12 protein-coding genes and 1 pseudogene are annotated in these 15,864 nt (G+C 45.7%); 1 reads left to right on the plus strand and 12 read right to left on the minus strand.

Translation table 11 applies throughout. The features are described 5' to 3' along the window. Positions 1-5 precede the first annotated feature (5 nt). Positions 6-1,364 carry an aldehyde dehydrogenase family protein gene (locus RT269_RS12645; protein WP_313183081.1) on the minus strand — a complete coding sequence of 453 codons (1,359 nt, stop codon included), beginning with the start codon at positions 1,362-1,364 and terminating at the stop codon, positions 6-8. A 660-nt stretch (positions 1,365-2,024) separates the two neighbouring features. Here RT269_RS12645 and RT269_RS12650 point away from each other — a divergent pair. Beyond that, the gene (locus RT269_RS12650) at positions 2,025-3,386 is read left to right on the plus strand and encodes an MATE family efflux transporter (RefSeq protein WP_313183083.1); all 1,362 of its coding nucleotides are present in this window, start codon (positions 2,025-2,027) and stop codon (positions 3,384-3,386) included. 510 nt (positions 3,387-3,896) lie between these two features. Here RT269_RS12650 and RT269_RS12655 read toward each other — a convergent pair. The 11 genes and pseudogenes from RT269_RS12655 to RT269_RS12705 form a co-directional block, all read right to left on the minus strand. Then, positions 3,897-5,141 (minus strand): CaiB/BaiF CoA transferase family protein, encoded by a 1,245-nt coding sequence (locus RT269_RS12655; RefSeq protein ID WP_313183085.1) that lies wholly within the window; start codon positions 5,139-5,141, stop codon positions 3,897-3,899. 14 nt (positions 5,142-5,155) lie between these two features. Next, complete coding sequence (locus RT269_RS12660; protein WP_313183087.1) at positions 5,156-6,337, minus strand: FAD-binding protein; 1,182 nt, start codon at positions 6,335-6,337, stop codon at positions 5,156-5,158. A 26-nt stretch (positions 6,338-6,363) separates the two neighbouring features. Then, on the minus strand, positions 6,364-7,149 hold the full coding sequence (gene etfB / locus RT269_RS12665) for an electron transfer flavoprotein subunit beta (RefSeq protein ID WP_313183089.1): 786 nt from the start codon (positions 7,147-7,149) through the stop codon (positions 6,364-6,366). A gap of 27 nt (positions 7,150-7,176) precedes the next feature. Next, the gene (locus tag RT269_RS12670; protein WP_313183091.1) at positions 7,177-8,319 is read right to left on the minus strand and encodes an acyl-CoA dehydrogenase family protein; all 1,143 of its coding nucleotides are present in this window, start codon (positions 8,317-8,319) and stop codon (positions 7,177-7,179) included. A 12-nt stretch (positions 8,320-8,331) separates the two neighbouring features. Beyond that, entirely contained in the window at positions 8,332-9,915 is a 1,584-nt protein-coding gene (locus RT269_RS12675) for an AMP-binding protein (protein ID WP_313183093.1), read from the minus strand. Between the two features lie 39 nt (positions 9,916-9,954). Next, positions 9,955-11,088, minus strand: coding sequence for a YkvI family membrane protein (locus RT269_RS12680; protein ID WP_313183095.1), 1,134 nt, complete (start codon positions 11,086-11,088; stop codon positions 9,955-9,957). 15 nt (positions 11,089-11,103) lie between these two features. Further along, the gene (locus RT269_RS12685; protein WP_313183096.1) at positions 11,104-12,222 is read right to left on the minus strand and encodes a 2-hydroxyacyl-CoA dehydratase subunit D; all 1,119 of its coding nucleotides are present in this window, start codon (positions 12,220-12,222) and stop codon (positions 11,104-11,106) included. Further along, the gene (locus RT269_RS12690; protein ID WP_313183098.1) at positions 12,222-13,460 is read right to left on the minus strand and encodes a 2-hydroxyacyl-CoA dehydratase subunit D; all 1,239 of its coding nucleotides are present in this window, start codon (positions 13,458-13,460) and stop codon (positions 12,222-12,224) included. The genes RT269_RS12685 and RT269_RS12690 overlap by 1 nt, the downstream gene beginning before the upstream one ends. A 15-nt stretch (positions 13,461-13,475) precedes the next feature. Beyond that, on the minus strand, positions 13,476-14,246 hold the full coding sequence (locus RT269_RS12695; RefSeq protein WP_313183099.1) for an acyl-CoA dehydratase activase: 771 nt from the start codon (positions 14,244-14,246) through the stop codon (positions 13,476-13,478). 379 nt (positions 14,247-14,625) lie between these two features. Continuing rightward, entirely contained in the window at positions 14,626-15,324 is a 699-nt protein-coding gene (locus tag RT269_RS12700; protein WP_313183101.1) for a GntR family transcriptional regulator, read from the minus strand. A gap of 210 nt (positions 15,325-15,534) precedes the next feature. Continuing rightward, positions 15,535-15,864, minus strand: a pseudogene (locus RT269_RS12705) (hypothetical protein); the annotation flags it as partial.

Here is a 15,864-nt window from a genome sequence, read left to right on the forward strand (position 1 = left end):
CTCTCCTATGCAAAAATTTCTTCATCAGACGGCTGTTTCCAATTTTCCCTGACAAATGCAATACGGCTCTTATTCATCAGATGGGTATAGAAGAGGTTCTCGCTGATGGCATTGTTCCCCCAGCTTCCGCAGCCGAGCGTTGTGGTAGGGTTCAATGCATTTGCAAATGCACCTCCGGCCATGCTGGAACAGGTCTGGTTCACAACCACACGGCTTACAGGCAGCTTCACACCTGCATATTCGATATGGGCTTTATCATCAGACTGTATATCTGCCGAGTGGCCTTCTCCTTCTACCAAAAGGTTATCATAAGCAATCTGCACTGCCTCTTCCCATGTCTTATAGCTGTAGGCCGCCATCATTGGGCACATCTTTTCCTTACTCCATGCCACGCCGGCACCATGTCTTTCCGGCTTAACGACAATGACCTTTGTTCCCTCAGGAATGGAAATGCCCGCCAATCCTGCAATGGTCTTAACCGACTGTCCAACCACGTTTTTATTAATGACGCCGCCCGGGAATACAACCTCTGACAGACTGGCAACCACTGCCGGATCATCGATATAATAAGCGCCCTGAGCCACAAACTCTCTGATAATGGAGTCATAATCCTTTTCAGGGGCAATGATACTCTGGGTGCCGGAACAGATAATTCCATTATCAAAGATACGGCTGGCTATCATACGGCCGGCTGCTGCCTTGTAATCGATTCCTTCATCAATCAGTCCCTGGACATTTCCAGGCCCAACCCCATAGCTTGGTTTTCCGCTGGAATAAGCGGATTTCACGACCCCCATACCTCCGGTCGCTATGACAGCATCGCAGGCTGACATCAGTTCTGTGGTCAGATCAATGGTAGGCTCTTCAATTACCAGAAAGATATCTCTGGGAACACCCATGCGGTCTAACTCCTTATAATAAAGATCTGCCAGCGCCATAGCACATTTTTTTCCACGGGGATGAGGAGCTATGATAATGGTATTCTGGCATTTGACTGCAAACATGGCATTGCACATCGGTGTTACAACCGGGTTTGTGCACGGAGTCGCAGCTGCGATGACTCCCATGGGCTTTGCTACTTCGATGAGGCCTGCCTCCTCATCTCTTCCAATGATGCCGATGGATTTCTTTCCTTTGAGTGAGTTCCAGATAATTCTTGATTTTCCCTTGTTTTTAGTAATCTTGTCCTCGTACACACCCATTCTGCTTTCATCTGCGGCCAGCTTTGCCAGCGGCTGTGCATGATCGAACACAACTTTTGCGAACATTTTTACAATTTCGTCCGTCTTTTCCTGATCATAAGTGCATAGGATCTGCTGTGCTTTTCTGGAACGTTCTACCAATGACTGAATAAATTGACTCATTTTGGGTTCCTCCCTACTTATTATTAGTGATTTTTTTAACATTGTTCCTGATACTAGTTTACCTCTTATTCTCAAGAATTAAAAATACTAGTTCTTTATCATAAACGATAGAATTTTTATATGCCACTTTTTATGCATTTTACACAATATTTTATAAGTCTATTATGGAATCCCTATATTATACTTATTTTTTATTTTGTTTTTATTACCTTTATTGACAAAATGGCCAAATACAAATTTGTTTCATAGAGCTGATCCATTGGATTTCCTGCATAAATATGGTCTGGTTTTTTCCATTAAATCCATCACTTTTATCCATACCGCGTACATCATTGTTATAAAATAAACAATATGAAGCAAAAGAGAGATGATTGTCCACCGATGCAATCCAGTCCTTTAAAACTCGTATTACAATGACCTTGTTTTCTTTTACAACAAAGAATATATTTTTGATGCGGCATGCCTCCCATTTATGCTCCGCAATATCATTGCCCGGCTCCTGCTGCGGCTCTCCTGCTTCATAGACCGGTATACAGAATAAAACACAGATTACCGCAGCGAAAGTTTTCTTGACATTCCATTTCCAAAAGCGTATAGTTAAGGATTGTACGGTACTGACTGAAAACTCTACCGCAAATCTACTGATCAGGTGAATCGACCATGCAATCAAACTTTTTAAAACAAAGCACCGAGCAGCGGCGGGATTTAATTCTCAACGGCTCCGTTTCTGCGACCATATTATTTCTTTCCGTTCCCACCCTTATGATGGGTCTTATACAATCCGCTATACCGGTCATCGATGGTCTGTTTCTTAACAATCTCGTAGGAACCCAGGCGGCAAGTGCCGTTACATACTGCACACCCATTGTAAATATGATCTCTGCCCTGGCTCAGGGAGTGAGCGTGGCTGGAATGGCCATTATCGGGCAGTCCAATGGAACCGGCGACTTTAAGCACAGCCGGAAGATTTCCACTCAAATCATCGTTTTTACTTTTCTGCTGGGTTTTATCCTGGCGCCCTTGCTGATTGCCCTTGCCTTTCCCATATCCGCCCATGTAAATGAAGAGATTTCTCACGATGTCTTTGTCTATCTTGCACTTAGCGCCTGTGTGACGCCCTTTTCCTTTATGGAATCTATTTATAATTCCATAAAGAATGCCAATGGCAAGCCGGAGGATACGTTTGTCCGCATGGTGATCATGCTGATTTTAAAAATCATTTTCAGTGCCCTCTTTATTGTGGTCTTCCACTGGGGACTTGTAGGCTCTGTCATGGCCTCTCTGGCATCCAACTTTTTAATTACCGGGTGGATGTATTTTGAATTATTCTTAAAAAAAACGGGGGAACGCTATGTTTTGTCCGGCTTCCGGTTTGACTGGTCCATCATCAACACCCTTTTACGCATAGGCTTTCCTGCTATGCTTTCCAGCCTGATGCTCAACCTGGGCTTCTTCCTCATCAATAATGAAGTGGAAAAGTACGGGGCCGTTGTTTTAAACGGGCAGGGAATTGCCAATAACATTACGTCCATCTGCTTCATACTGCCCTCTTCCTTCGGTTCCGCCGTCACAACCATGGTCAGCATGAATGTGGGAGCAAAACAGCCGGAAAAAGCAAAAAAAGCCTGTTTGATTGGCTGTGTCATAAGTGCCATTACCGCCGCCCTTTTGATCGCCCTGGTCGTACCTCTGTCTTCAAGGCTTACGGTGTTATTCACCAGGGATGCTTCCGTCCTTGCCGTAGCGAACCAAGCGCTTCATATTTACACGTATTCCGTGATCGGCTTTGGGATCTGTATGGTCCAGCAGGGCGCCTTTATCGGACTGGGAAAGACCCGGATCACTCTCTTCATCAGCCTGCTGCGGGTATGGCTCCTGCGGTACATATTTATATTGGTAACAGAGCACTACTTAAGCTTTTATTCGGTGTTCTGGGGCAACCTGTTTTCCAATTACATGGCCGCCATTATTACAACCATCCTGATTTTCAGGGTGAAATGGGTTTCTGATATAAATTACTGATAAAATGGGTTATACAGACTTTTCCCATCATTGTCTGGCAGCCAAAAGCCCAGTACGATATTCTCAAATAATCTTAAAAAGCAGAAAAGGGATACATAGAACCCCTTTTCTGCTTTTATTTATTCACAGCCTCTTCCCGCCACTTCGCCTATCATATCCATCATATAGCCTGCCAAAAGGCAGATTGGCGCATACTGGGTCAGCGGCATATGTATCTGTTATTTTATCTTAATGAAATATGCCATTGATATGTTGAACCAACACATAAGCCTGTCGCAGTTACCTGAAATAACAGGGCATTATGACCTCTCACATTTTATACACGACTTTCAAAACGTATATGAATTGACTCCAACAGAATATTATTATGATAATGCCTTTAATAAGTTTAAAAGAAATGGCGTAGCTTTTACGCTACGCCAAACTTCATTCGATATAGTTTTACTAAGAACGGCCTGATGCCGCTTTTTTGATAGCCTGGAAAGAGCAAATGAATGTCCGAAGGCAAATCTAGTTTTTCTTCTCATCCTTCCATACATAAAGGATTCCCTTCTCCTGAAACTCCTTGATCTCTTCTTTGCTATACCCCAGATTTTCCAGGATCTCCGGTCCCTGCTCTCCGATTAAAGGACCGCCATTGTACTCTGGAACACCCATCTCCTGGAATTTGACCGGCGGTCTTACCAGTGTGCGTACATTTCCATTGTCGTACTGCATTTTATAAAAGCAATCATTGGCCCATGCCTGCTCATCTTCCAAAATTTCTTCCCAGGACTGGGCAACGCTGAAAGCTATGTCGTGTTCCTTTAAAACCGGTACCCATTCCTTGGCTGTCTTCTTTTCCATTGCCTCCATACAGATATCATAGACCTCCGTACCCAGGCCTTTGGCCTGAAGGTTCTGGATTGGGAAGTAATTCTCATTTTCCATCAAATCATCTCTTCCCAGAGCCTTCATGAACGGCTTATAGTAGGTGTTGTAATCAGGCATACAGGTCTGAATGAATCTGTCATCCTTTGTTCTCCATGCCGCATTAAAGGGGTTGGCACTCTCCCTGATATTAATGGGGTATTCCCTTGCCGGGCCATCATAATTGGCTGCCTGGATCATCATTCCCATGTTATAGACAGCCGTCTCAAACAGACTGGTCTCTACCTTTTCTCCCTGTCCGGTTTCTTTTGCATGGTATAATGCCGCAAGGATTCCTGCCGCAAGGTTCATTGCCACGTTATGGTCCCCAACTCCGGGAACCACATTCATTGGAACCGTTCCTCTCTGGCGGAGGGAATGGAGATAGCCTCCTCTTGCAAAGAATGCCGTGAAATCAAACCCCGGAAGATCTTTATCCGGGCCGTATTCTCCATAACCGGTCACCATGGCATAAACCAGCTTGGGATATTTCTCTTTTAATGTTTCATAGTCCAGCCCCGCCCGTTCAAGAGCCTGGACCCTCCAGTTGGTGATCAGCACATCCGCATCCTCCAGAAGCTTAAAAAATGCTTCTTTGCCCTCAGGTGCCTTCATATTAAGAGAAATGCAGCGCTTGTTTCCATTTTCCAAGTCCCAGGTAGTATTTTCATACATATCCAAAGGCCTTCCTTCGGATGGAGCCGTATGCCTTAACGGATCTCCCTTGGCAGATTCGATTTTAATGACATCCGCTCCGCAGTCTGCAAGAAAACGTCCTGCACCTGCAGCCGCGATAAAGGTTGCCAGTTCCACTACTTTGATTCCTTCTAACAGTTTCTTTCCCATATTAATTCCCTCCTTTATTTGTCCAGTGCTTCTATAAGCGCAGGGATCACCTGATTATAATCCCCTACGATGCCGTAATCGGCCACTTCAAAGATCGGAGCTGCCGGGTTTTTATTGATCGCAATGATCTGCTCTGAGTTCTGCATACCTGCCACATGCTGAATGGCCCCGGAAATGCCGCAAGCAAAATACAGTTTAGGGCGTACCGTGGTTCCGGTCTGCCCCACCTGATAGGAATGGTCGATCCAGCCTGCGTCTACGGCTGCACGGCTTGCTGCAACCACACCGCCCAGCTTATCAGCCAGTTTCTTTAACAGTTCAAAGCCTTCGGCTCCGCCAAGACCCATACCGCCGGATACAATGATTTCCGCATCAGTTAATGATACCGCCTCTCCTGCCTGCTTTACCACTTCAAGGATACGGGTTCTTATATCGTCTTTTTCAAAACTTACAGAAACAGGAATGACCTGGCCCTTACGGCCCTCCTGCCTTTCGGCTTTTTCCATAACTCCCGGACGAACCGTGGACATCTGAGGCCTGTGGTTTGGACAAACGATGGTTGCCATTAAATTTCCCCCAAAAGCCGGGCGGGTCTGCTTGATCTTCTTATCTTCCTCATCGATTTCCAGCTTGGTGCAGTCTGCAGTCAGTCCGGTATTGCAGCGGACCGCCAGACAGGGACCTAAGTCACGGCCGATGTGGGTAGCTCCCAAAAGGACGATTTCAGGCTTATAAGATTTGATCGCGTCGTGAATCACAGCCGTATAAGCGTCGGTACGGTAGGATTCCAGTTCTTTATGATCCGCAAGATAAACTTTATCTGCTCCATATTCAAACAGTTCATCCACAAGTCCTTCCACATGGTTACCGCATAATACGGAACAAAGGCTGCATCCAATCTCATCCGCCAGTTTCCGCCCTTCACCCAGAAGTTCTTTTACCACTGGCATGAGTGCCCCTTCTCTTTGTTCTGCAAATACCCATACATCCCGGTATTCCGATAAATCAACCGTATCCTTTGGCTCTTCTGACTTTTCTATCGCATTAAACGGACACTTTTCTACACAAACACCGCAGCCGGTACAGGCAGTACCGATGACGGCCAGTTTGTTTTCCATTGTAATTGCTTCAAACGGGCAATTCTTTACGCAGATCGTACAGCCCCTGCATTTTTCTTTTATTACATTTACAGCCATATGAACCTTCCTCCTTTTCCTGGGTCTTAAAGATAATGCTTCTCTTTCAGTTTCTCTGTCAGCAGTTCTGTCATTTCGGTCACTGTTCCGTTAAGCATCTCCCCTTTTCCCTTGGGAGCGGGAGTAAAGGAACGGAAAACCTGTGTGGGGGAAGCATTTAAACCGCAGTCTTTGGGATCCAGTACCACATCCTCATGATTCCATACGGTCACTTTTTTTGCATAGGCGTCCATGATACCGCCTATGCTCATGTAACGGGGCTCATTCAGCTCCTTTACCGCAGTGAGAAGGCAGGGCATCTGGACTTCCAGAATTTCATAACCATTTTCCATCTGCCTTTGTACGATTACCTTATCTTCACAAAGCTTTACATCCTGAACATAAGTCACAACCGGGATGCCGAGTCTCCAGGCTACCTGGGGACCTACCTGGGCCGTATCACCGTCAATGGCCTGGCGTCCTGCAAAAATCATGTCATAATCTCCGATTTTCTGGATGCCGGCAGCAATGGTGGTGGAGGTGGCACAGGTATCGGCCCCGCCAAAGGCCCTGTCGCTGAGAAGATACGCCTCATCCGCTCCCATTGCCAGGCATTCCCTTAACATATCATCAGCCTGAGGCGGCCCCATGGTAATGACGGAAACCGTTGTTCCAGGCTTTACATCTTTTATCTTCAATGCCTCTTCCAGGGCATTTGCATCATCAGGGTTTAAAATGCTGGGAACTCCGTCACGGATCAATGTACCCTTTACCGGATCGATCTTTACTTCATTGGTATCCGGCACCTGTTTTACACAAACCAAAATTTTCATCGTATCATTACTCCTTCCGTGTAGTCCTTATTTCTTAAGCAGTTTTCCGGAAATCACCAGCTGCTGGATTTGTGAGGTACCTTCATAAATGGTGAACACACGGCAATCCCTGTACATGCGCTCGATCTTATAATCTTTGATAAATCCATAACCGCCATGGATCTGAAGGGATTTTGATGCAATTTCATTGCAGACTTCAGAAGCATAATACTTTGCCATAGATGCTTCCAGGGTTGCAGGCTGATGGGTATCCATTAAGTAGGCGGTCTTATAAACCAGCTGCTTTGCAGCTTCCAGCTTAGTCGCCATATCTGCGATCATAAAGGCAATTGCCTGGAAATCTCCGATCCGTCTTCCAAACTGTTTCCTTTCCTTTGCGTATTTAATGGCCTCGTCCAAAGCGCCCTGGGCAACTCCTATGGACTGGGCGGCCACTCCCATACGGCCGGTATCCAGAGTTTTCATGGCATTTATAAAACCCATGCCCTCCTCGCCAAGAAGGTTCTCTGCCGGAATTCTTGCATTGTCCATAATGATATCACTGGTAGCGCAGCCGATAACGCCCATTTTATGTTCCGGCTTTCCGCATGAAATCCCAGGAGTGTTTTTCATATCCACAATAAATGCGCTGATTCCTTTTGTCCCCTTTGTCATATCCGTCTTTGCGTAGACGACCGCATAATCTGCCAAAGGTGCCATGGTGATAAAGGTCTTTCTTCCATTCAATATGTAGGTATCCCCATCCTTTACCGCAGTTGACTGCATACCGCCTGCATCGGAACCTGCTCCCGGCTCTGTCAGGGCAAAGCAAAGCTTTTTGCTCCCGTTTATCAATGAGGGAAGGTATTTCCGTTTCTGTTCCTCTGTGCCGGATAATAACAGGGGACCTCCGGAAAGGGAATTTGGAGAAGATACATAAATGCTTGCAACTCCGCTGACTCTTGCCATTTCCTCCATCACCAGCACGTAACAGCGGGCATCGCCGCCTGAACCTCCGTATTCCTTTGGCGTCTTAATGCCGAAAAATCCGGCCTTTCCCATTTTGTAAAGGATTTCCTCCGGAAATGTCCCGCTTTCCTCAACCTCATCGAGGATTTCATTGGTCAGTTCTTTTTCCGCAAACTCCCTTGCCAGTTTCCGGACAAGCTCATGCTGTTTTGTAAAATACATGTTGTTTCCTCCTTAACCTCTTTTCGCTAACCGTTTCTCGACTTCCTGACGCAACTCATGGACCTTAACCTTTCCGCTGTTGCCAAAAGGAAATGAATCAAATCGATAAACATATTTGGGAACCTTATAATCCGCCAGATTCTTACGAACGTGCTCCCTGATCCTTTCTTCTGAAAACTCCGCTCCAGACTCCATGATGATACAAGCAGCTATTTCTTCCTGGAGAACCTGTGCATCAACTCCTACTACCTTTACAGTCCTGACTTCCGGAAGCTCCAGAATACAGTTTTCAATTTCCACCGGCGCTATGTTTTCACCGCCCCGGATAATCATCTCTTTTTTTCGTCCGGTTATAGTAAGACAGCCTTCCTCATCCAGATAACCGCAGTCACCGGTATGAAGCCAGCCTTCTTCATCCAGCACATTTTCCGTTTCTTTCGTTTTGTTGTAATAGCCCTTCATGATGTGATATCCCCGGGACTGGATTTCTCCCACAATGCCTGGCCTGGCAACGGTTTTTCTTTCTTCATCCCAGATCCTTAATTCCGTATAAGGTATTTTTTTTCCTGCTGTAAGGGCCTTTTTGCAGATTGGATCCGTATATCCGGTCATGGTAATCGCAGGGGAAGACTCGGTCTGCCCATAGGAAGGCTGCAGATGCTCCATCTTCAGCTCTTCACAGATATTGATATAATCTGACGGATGAATGGCGGAACCTGCGATAATTCCGCTCTTTAAGGAACTTAAATCGTATTCATTTCTCCTGCTGTTCTTTATCATAGCAAGGAACATACTTGGAACGCCGTTTAGAATGGTGCATGAATTTTTCTGAATGTTTTCCATAACTCCAATGGACTTATAATACTGATTGATATAAATCGCCGCTCCGGGATGGACAGCGGACAAAATGCCCGCTGTGATGCCAAAACAGTGAAACAGGGGGACGGATAAGCACATGCGGTCACTTTCGTTCCAATGCATGGAACGCACCATTTCGGCTGCATTGTTGACCATGTTTTCGTGGCTTAACATCACTCCTTTGGGAACACCGGAGGTACCGGAGGTAAAAAGTATATTTGCGGTATCCTTTGAGGATAAGTTCTGTTCCATTTCTTTTAAAAGCCGTTTCTCTTCCTCCCTATTTTCTCCCATTTCACAGGCAGACAGATGGTCCAGAGAAACAATCCCCTTTAAGAAGCTATCTGGACCATACAGTCCGGCTTTTGAAATGACCGGTTCATAATCCGCATTGTTGCAGCCTTTTCCATAGAACAGATAGTCTGCATCTCCTTCTTTTAAGATCCGGATTAATTCCTGTTCCTTATAGCATGTATTGACCGGGATCACAATTGCCCCGGACTTCATAAAAGCAAAATACGCCATGATCCATTCCAGGCTGTTGATCCCCCACAACGCGACATGTTTTCCGCGTGAAATTCCTCTTCTTATAAAGTCAGATGCCCAAAAATCTGAAATTTCATCCGCCTCTTTCCAGGTATAGCATCGATCCTGGTAGCAGATTCCTGCTCCATTCGGCGTAAGAACAGCTCTTTTATGAAGCAGTTCTCCGATTGTTTCTGATAAAAGGCCTGTCATATTCATTCTCCTGCTAACCTCTGCCCATATTTCTATCAGTTATTTCTCGACTTTACCCATGGCTTCTCCGATCATTCGGATCAGGAACGGAACCAGTACCACTGCAATGGTTACATAACCCAGATATCCATATCCTACCGTTACCAGCGGAAGAAGTCCGAACTGGGCGATAGCAAAAGCAAGAATGGTACATAGCAAAGCACAGATTAAGGTTTTTGCCGAAGGCTTTCCGTCATCTTTCCTATCCTCCGGCTTTTCAAGGGCAACCACAACTCTCTGGACTGCTCCGGCAATCATGTTGACCGCTGTTGATACCGCTCCTAAAATAATAAGTATGGAAATCATCGGGTTCATGAAGCCGGCTCCAACTCCGCCTTTGATCAGAGTGATGACCGGAAGGGGATCCTTAGATAAATCAGGATTGGTTGCAACTGCCATAAGACCTAAAGTGGAAAGCATAATCAATCCGGAGTTAACAAGGAATCCGTAAATCATGCTGGTTTTTGCTTCTTTTTCTGTTTTAAATGATTCTGCATGCTGATACAACAATCCGATGGAAGCCAGCTGGAAGGAAGCATAGATAAAGCAGCTCCAGAAGGCAGGGCCGGCCGGTGCAGGATCAGCTCCCAAAGTCTTGATGTTTCTTACGATATCACCCCAGCTTACAATAATGTTTGGTATGTACACAATCAAAAGGCCTGCTATAATAATGACTGACAATGTGGAAGCTGCTTTTCTCACAAAATCCGTTCCGAAAATGGTCACCACAAAGATAAATAAACCTATGATCAAAGTACAGGCCATATATGGGATTCCGGTGAGGGACTGCATGGTGGAGCCTCCGGTCGCAAAGGCAACAGAGGGTGCCAGGCAAAGCAATAATATGTATACCAGCTCATAAAGGTTGGAAAAAATGGGAGCGTATTTTCCGAAAAACTTATTGTTAAAGGTTCTGTAATCATAAGCATCATGAAGCTTCGCATACCGAAGACCATACCACTGGAACACCGCTCCGATAGCCTGTGCAAGAATCGGTGTAATAAGTGCCCAAATACCAAAAGCAACGAAATACTGGACCAGCTGTGCGCCAGAAGCAAACCCTCCGCCAAACTGTGTTGTAAACCATACGAAAGCAACGCCCACGGCTACCGGCATTTTATTTTTATCGATCATATCCTTCTCCTCCTGTTATAGCATATCTATGAATGCTTCTATCATCGTTCCTGCCTGCTCGTAATTTACCATTTGCCTGTCTACTTCTACCTGAATGATAGGAATTCCTGCCTCGGCACAGGCTTTTTTCACCATTACATAATCAAATTCTTCCGGATCACAGAATTTCGTCAGAAGAACGACCACACCTTTTGCATTGTACTTCTTTGCCAGATCAACAATATAACCGGCTCTCTTCTTTTCCGGATCGTACAGGACGGAACAATGGTCCATACGGGAAAACTTATCTGCAAGTCCTGCCAAAGGTTCCAATTCCGGATTGACATCCGTACGGTACTGCCTGGATTCATGGGCAACATCATCTGCTGCGATCTGCAGTCCATGTTCATCAAAGATTTTAAGCAGTCCGTCGCTGTCGGCCAGGATTCCGGTGGTGATCACCTTGATTTTGCTTTCCTTCTCCTCTGCTTGTGACAAAGCCTCCATCAGCTGGCTGACCAGTGCCGTATGTTCTTCCTTCCGCATGAAATGAGCACTTTTAAAAATATCTCTTCTTTGGACTGCCGTGATGGAAGGATGCTGTTCTAAAACCTCTGTCAGTTTTCTCATTGCCGCATTGTGTTCATTGTAGATCTCATTGGACCGCGCCAGGGAAGCTTCACTGAATTTTTCACCGGTTGCTGCCTCTAAATCTCTTATCACACGCTCATAGGAAGCTTTGGTAAATTCTTTTCCTGACTCCGGCTTTCGGTTCTGGGGATAGGTCATGGGAATAAAGGGAATGTCCTTTACCGCGTATTTCCAGTTCTGCCCCAGACACTTTAAGGAGTCGCAGAGGGAGGGAATCACGATGGCTGAAATACCTTTGTATTCTCCTCTGATCCCCAGCTCCAGAATGCTCTGCATGATGGAACAGATAAACGCAGGAAAATATCTTTTAGACTCTTTTAACTCAATATCCGCTCCCCATGCTCCCATAGGAACAAGCCCCATGGAGTGGATCAGTTCTTCCGGAGTATAGACAGGAACACAAGCCACAACCTTTTTTCCCTGCTCCAGATAAGCCTTCAGCTGTTTTTTCGGTGAACATGCGATTTCATGAAAATTTTCTAATAATTCATTCAATGTTGCCATCAATCTTTCCCCCCTTTGTTGGATTCCATGATTTCTGTCAGCCCCTGAACCCTTGTTTCATACTGGGCTTCTGAGAAATTTCGCGGGTCTGCCTGATCACCGTCAAATGAGGTGACCGGTATCTGGCAGTCCTCTCCGATCTGTCGGCTCATCTCATACATGAAGCCGCTCCAAAGCTTGCAGGAACGGTTGGTATGAACCAGAAGTCCCTCTGCATGGGTCTTATTTACAATCGCTTCTCTCTTATCCCGGGCATGCTCCAAGTTCATGGCATTGGGCACGTTGCAGTAGGCACGGATCAGGCCGTCAAAGTCGTCGTAAATGAATCCAAAGGCATCGGCATAAATGGTTGCCACCATGTTGATTCCCCGGGACTTAAGACCGGTGGCCGTTGTTCTTAAATGAGGCCAGCAGGCGATCCCTTCAAACATGATCCTGTATTTTTCCTCTGCACGGAAGGTACTGGTTCCCTCTTCCACTGCCTTTTTATATTCCTCCAGCAGGGTTTCAAAAGCTTCGGCCGCTTCCACGGTCCCTCTGGCACAGACGGCAACCGCCATATGATTAAGCAGGTCAAAGCCGTTAAGGGGAGAAGGAGTATATTGGGTATAGGCTGTAGCCTCCAGCCATGCTCTGGAAGTCCTGTTTGAGATTTCCATAACCTCCTTGAACTTCTCTTCACTCCATTTCTTACCGGTGATTTCCTCCAGCTGCTCAATAGCCGCCAGAAACTGGCTCTTGACATACGCTGCCTGGGCATCTGAAACCTCATAATCAGGATTAAAGGGAATGTCAATGAGAATCAGCGGAATGTTAAGCTCTTTTGCAATGTTCTCATACCATTTGATCATGCAGTTGCAGATGTTATTGCAGCAAAGTACGAAATCCGGCAGAGGCATGTTCTGCTCCGGAGTTTCCCCCACCATCATATGTGCCAGACTGATCCTTGCATAAGCGCAGATGTCATTGGAATAACCCTCCGCCTCTGAAATTTCACACAGCCGCTGCCCGGCTCCTCTTGCCGCAATCGCCGCTGCCTGATTCTCGGGGTAGCACACTTTAATGCCTAAGGTCTGAAAAATTTCCTGAGGGAAATTGCTGGCGCACCAGCCGATTTTTTCTCCCCTGTCCTTAGCCTCCTGGACCTCCTTGTAGTGCTTTGCCACAATCTCATTCAGCTTAAACTTGGCTGAATTGGGATCAATGGTAAATTTTGGTTTTGTTTCTCCTTCACCCATGAAATATTCCTCCTTTTATGATTTATCATAAGCGTAAAGCGCCGCTCCTAAAGCACCCATGAGCTGGGCCATTGGTGAATAGGTAATTTTAAGACCCAGCTCCTGCTCCATGGCTTTCCGTACCCCGCCATTTTTTGCAACGCCGCCGCTCATACACACTGTTTCTTTCACACCGACCCGTTTTGCCAAAGCCGCTACCCGGCTGGCTACAGACTGGCAGATGCCGGCAACCAGATCCGGGATCTCGACCCCGTTTGCCAGCTGGGAGATAACCTCGGATTCAGCAAATACCGTACAGGTACTGGATATTTTGACGGTCTGCTTTGACAGGGCCGCCTGCTTTTCTAAATCCTCAATCCTTAGCTGAAGGATTCCCGCCATGACATCCAGAAACCGTCCGGTTCCCGCCGCACATTTGTCATTCATCAAAAATTCTGTCATGCGACCGTCGGCACCCAGGGAAAGTACCTTTGCATCCTGTCCGCCAATGTCAATGATGGTCCGCACTTCCGGAAGCAGATGATGGACACCCCTTGCATGGCAGCTCAGTTCACTCATCTCTCCATCGGCATTTTTTAACAGCTTCCTTCCATAACCGGTAGCATAAACAGCGGTCATCTCTTCCGGCTTTAAGCTTCCTGTGGCAAGTACTGCCTCAATTGCCCGTCCCGGACCGTCGGTTCCTGTCCCTGCCCCGATCAGGGAAGTAGCCAGAATTTCCTGTCCATCTTTCAGAATGACTGCTTTGGAGGTGGTAGAGCCTATGTCAACTCCTAATGTGAACATGGTTTTTTCCTTTCTTTGTTTAATTTTTAACAATAATCAAGAAAAAAATATATATGTATACATGTATACAAGTTGCTCCATGAGAAAGTGTATCCTTGTATACAAGTTAGATATAAAAAATAAAATGTAAGTAAGATACACTTTTTCATGCATAGATTATCAAAATTTGTCGTATTTGTCAATAACTTTTTTAAAATCAGGATTTTGTTTAGATATTATATGGAACCCGTTTTAAACCATGGTCTCCTCCTTTTCCCTTTGCAATCGTCTAATTTGTGACAATCTTTTTCTTATAAACAAATAATCGGCTGTTTTTGCTGCAAACGGCTTGAAATCCAAATGTCTGAGGACTTCCGGCCATTTCTGCTTTTCCAGCCGGTTAAATGTTTAAGAAATACTGTGGATACCTTTCCTTTGCTTTCGCTCTGATCTCGGATATGGTTTCCAGATGATCTGCCATCGCATGCTGGGCTTTAACAAAATCGCCGCCTTTGATTTCGTCGACAATCCTCCGGTGTTCATCGATCAGGCAGGGCATCCTTTTGCCTAGCGCTACATCGAAATTCCGCCATCTTGAAATGTGGAGCATTAAATCCTCCAGCAATTTTATAAGATTATACCGTTCCACACTTTCCGCAATGGCCCGGTGGAATGCAGAATCCAGCTTTTGAAACTCCAGGTCATACCCCTCCACATTCCGGTAGGACTCCTGTTTTTCTAAATTATCTTCCAGCTCTTTTACCAGTTTTCCAATCTTCTCTTCGTCCCTCTGGGTCAACAGCTCATAAAGCTCTTCCTTCTCCACGGCAGTCCTTAAAATCAACAGGTCTCCGATGAGCTTTAGATCGATCAAACTTACATAAGTACCTCTCTGGGGGTACACCGTAAGAAGCCCAAGCTGATTCAGCCTTGCAAAGGCATTACGGATGATGGTTCTTGAAACCCCATACTCTTCCGCCATCTGATTTTCACTGATCCTGGTTCCAGGCTCTAATTCCAGCTTTAAAATACGTTTTCTGATGTTAAGAAAAACATAATCAGCAGAAAACGGCTGGCTGTTACTTTTCATATAATCCATATTCCTTACCTTCAATTCATATTACTTATTTTTTGTTATGAAACGATTATACTCTTGACTGCAGATTTCTGTCAATTCGTTTCTGATACATGGCATGGCTGCCATCCCCTGTTTCGCCATTAAAAAGAGGGGTAACATTACCCCCTCTTTTACACGGTCTGTCAATTCATGTTTTTATTCTCCAACAGCCGCATCAGCCGTTTTTTCAATCTACTCTTCTTCCTCCGGCTCTTTTCCCTGGCTGTCAGAAGCTATCTCACCGGTACCTGCAGTATCTTTCTGAGTTTCTTCTTTTTTGCTCTCTGCAGCTTCTTTTGAGTCTTCCTCCTTGGCTTCAGCCGTTACTTCCTTGGTATCTTCTGCCTTGTCCTCCCCAGTTTCCACCGGTTCTTCCTTGACTTCTTCTGATTTGTCTTCCCCGGCTTTACCTGGTTCTTCCTTAACTTCTTCTGTCTTGTCTTCCCCGGCTTCTACCGGTTCTTCCTTAGCTTCTTCTGTCTTGTCTTCCTCGGCTTTGCCCGGTTCTTCCTTCGTTACTTC

The organism is Lacrimispora sp. (assembly GCF_032078915.1).
Taxonomy (GTDB): domain Bacteria; phylum Bacillota; class Clostridia; order Lachnospirales; family Lachnospiraceae; genus Lacrimispora.

Coding starts and splice junctions, on each gene's coding strand:
- RT269_RS12650 (WP_313183083.1), top strand. CDS start 2,025: ATGCAATCAAACTTTTTAAAACAAAGCACCGAGCAGCGGCGGGATTTA.
- RT269_RS12645 (WP_313183081.1), bottom strand. CDS start 1,364: ATGAGTCAATTTATTCAGTCATTGGTAGAACGTTCCAGAAAAGCACAG.
- RT269_RS12670 (WP_313183091.1), bottom strand. CDS start 8,319: ATGTATTTTACAAAACAGCATGAGCTTGTCCGGAAACTGGCAAGGGAG.
- RT269_RS12655 (WP_313183085.1), bottom strand. CDS start 5,141: ATGGGAAAGAAACTGTTAGAAGGAATCAAAGTAGTGGAACTGGCAACC.
- RT269_RS12675 (WP_313183093.1), bottom strand. CDS start 9,915: ATGACAGGCCTTTTATCAGAAACAATCGGAGAACTGCTTCATAAAAGA.
- RT269_RS12700 (WP_313183101.1), bottom strand. CDS start 15,324: ATGGATTATATGAAAAGTAACAGCCAGCCGTTTTCTGCTGATTATGTT.
- RT269_RS12660 (WP_313183087.1), bottom strand. CDS start 6,337: ATGGCTGTAAATGTAATAAAAGAAAAATGCAGGGGCTGTACGATCTGC.
- RT269_RS12680 (WP_313183095.1), bottom strand. CDS start 11,088: ATGATCGATAAAAATAAAATGCCGGTAGCCGTGGGCGTTGCTTTCGTA.
- RT269_RS12690 (WP_313183098.1), bottom strand. CDS start 13,460: ATGGGTGAAGGAGAAACAAAACCAAAATTTACCATTGATCCCAATTCA.
- RT269_RS12685 (WP_313183096.1), bottom strand. CDS start 12,222: ATGGCAACATTGAATGAATTATTAGAAAATTTTCATGAAATCGCATGT.
- etfB (WP_313183089.1), bottom strand. CDS start 7,149: ATGAAAATTTTGGTTTGTGTAAAACAGGTGCCGGATACCAATGAAGTA.
- RT269_RS12695 (WP_313183099.1), bottom strand. CDS start 14,246: ATGTTCACATTAGGAGTTGACATAGGCTCTACCACCTCCAAAGCAGTC.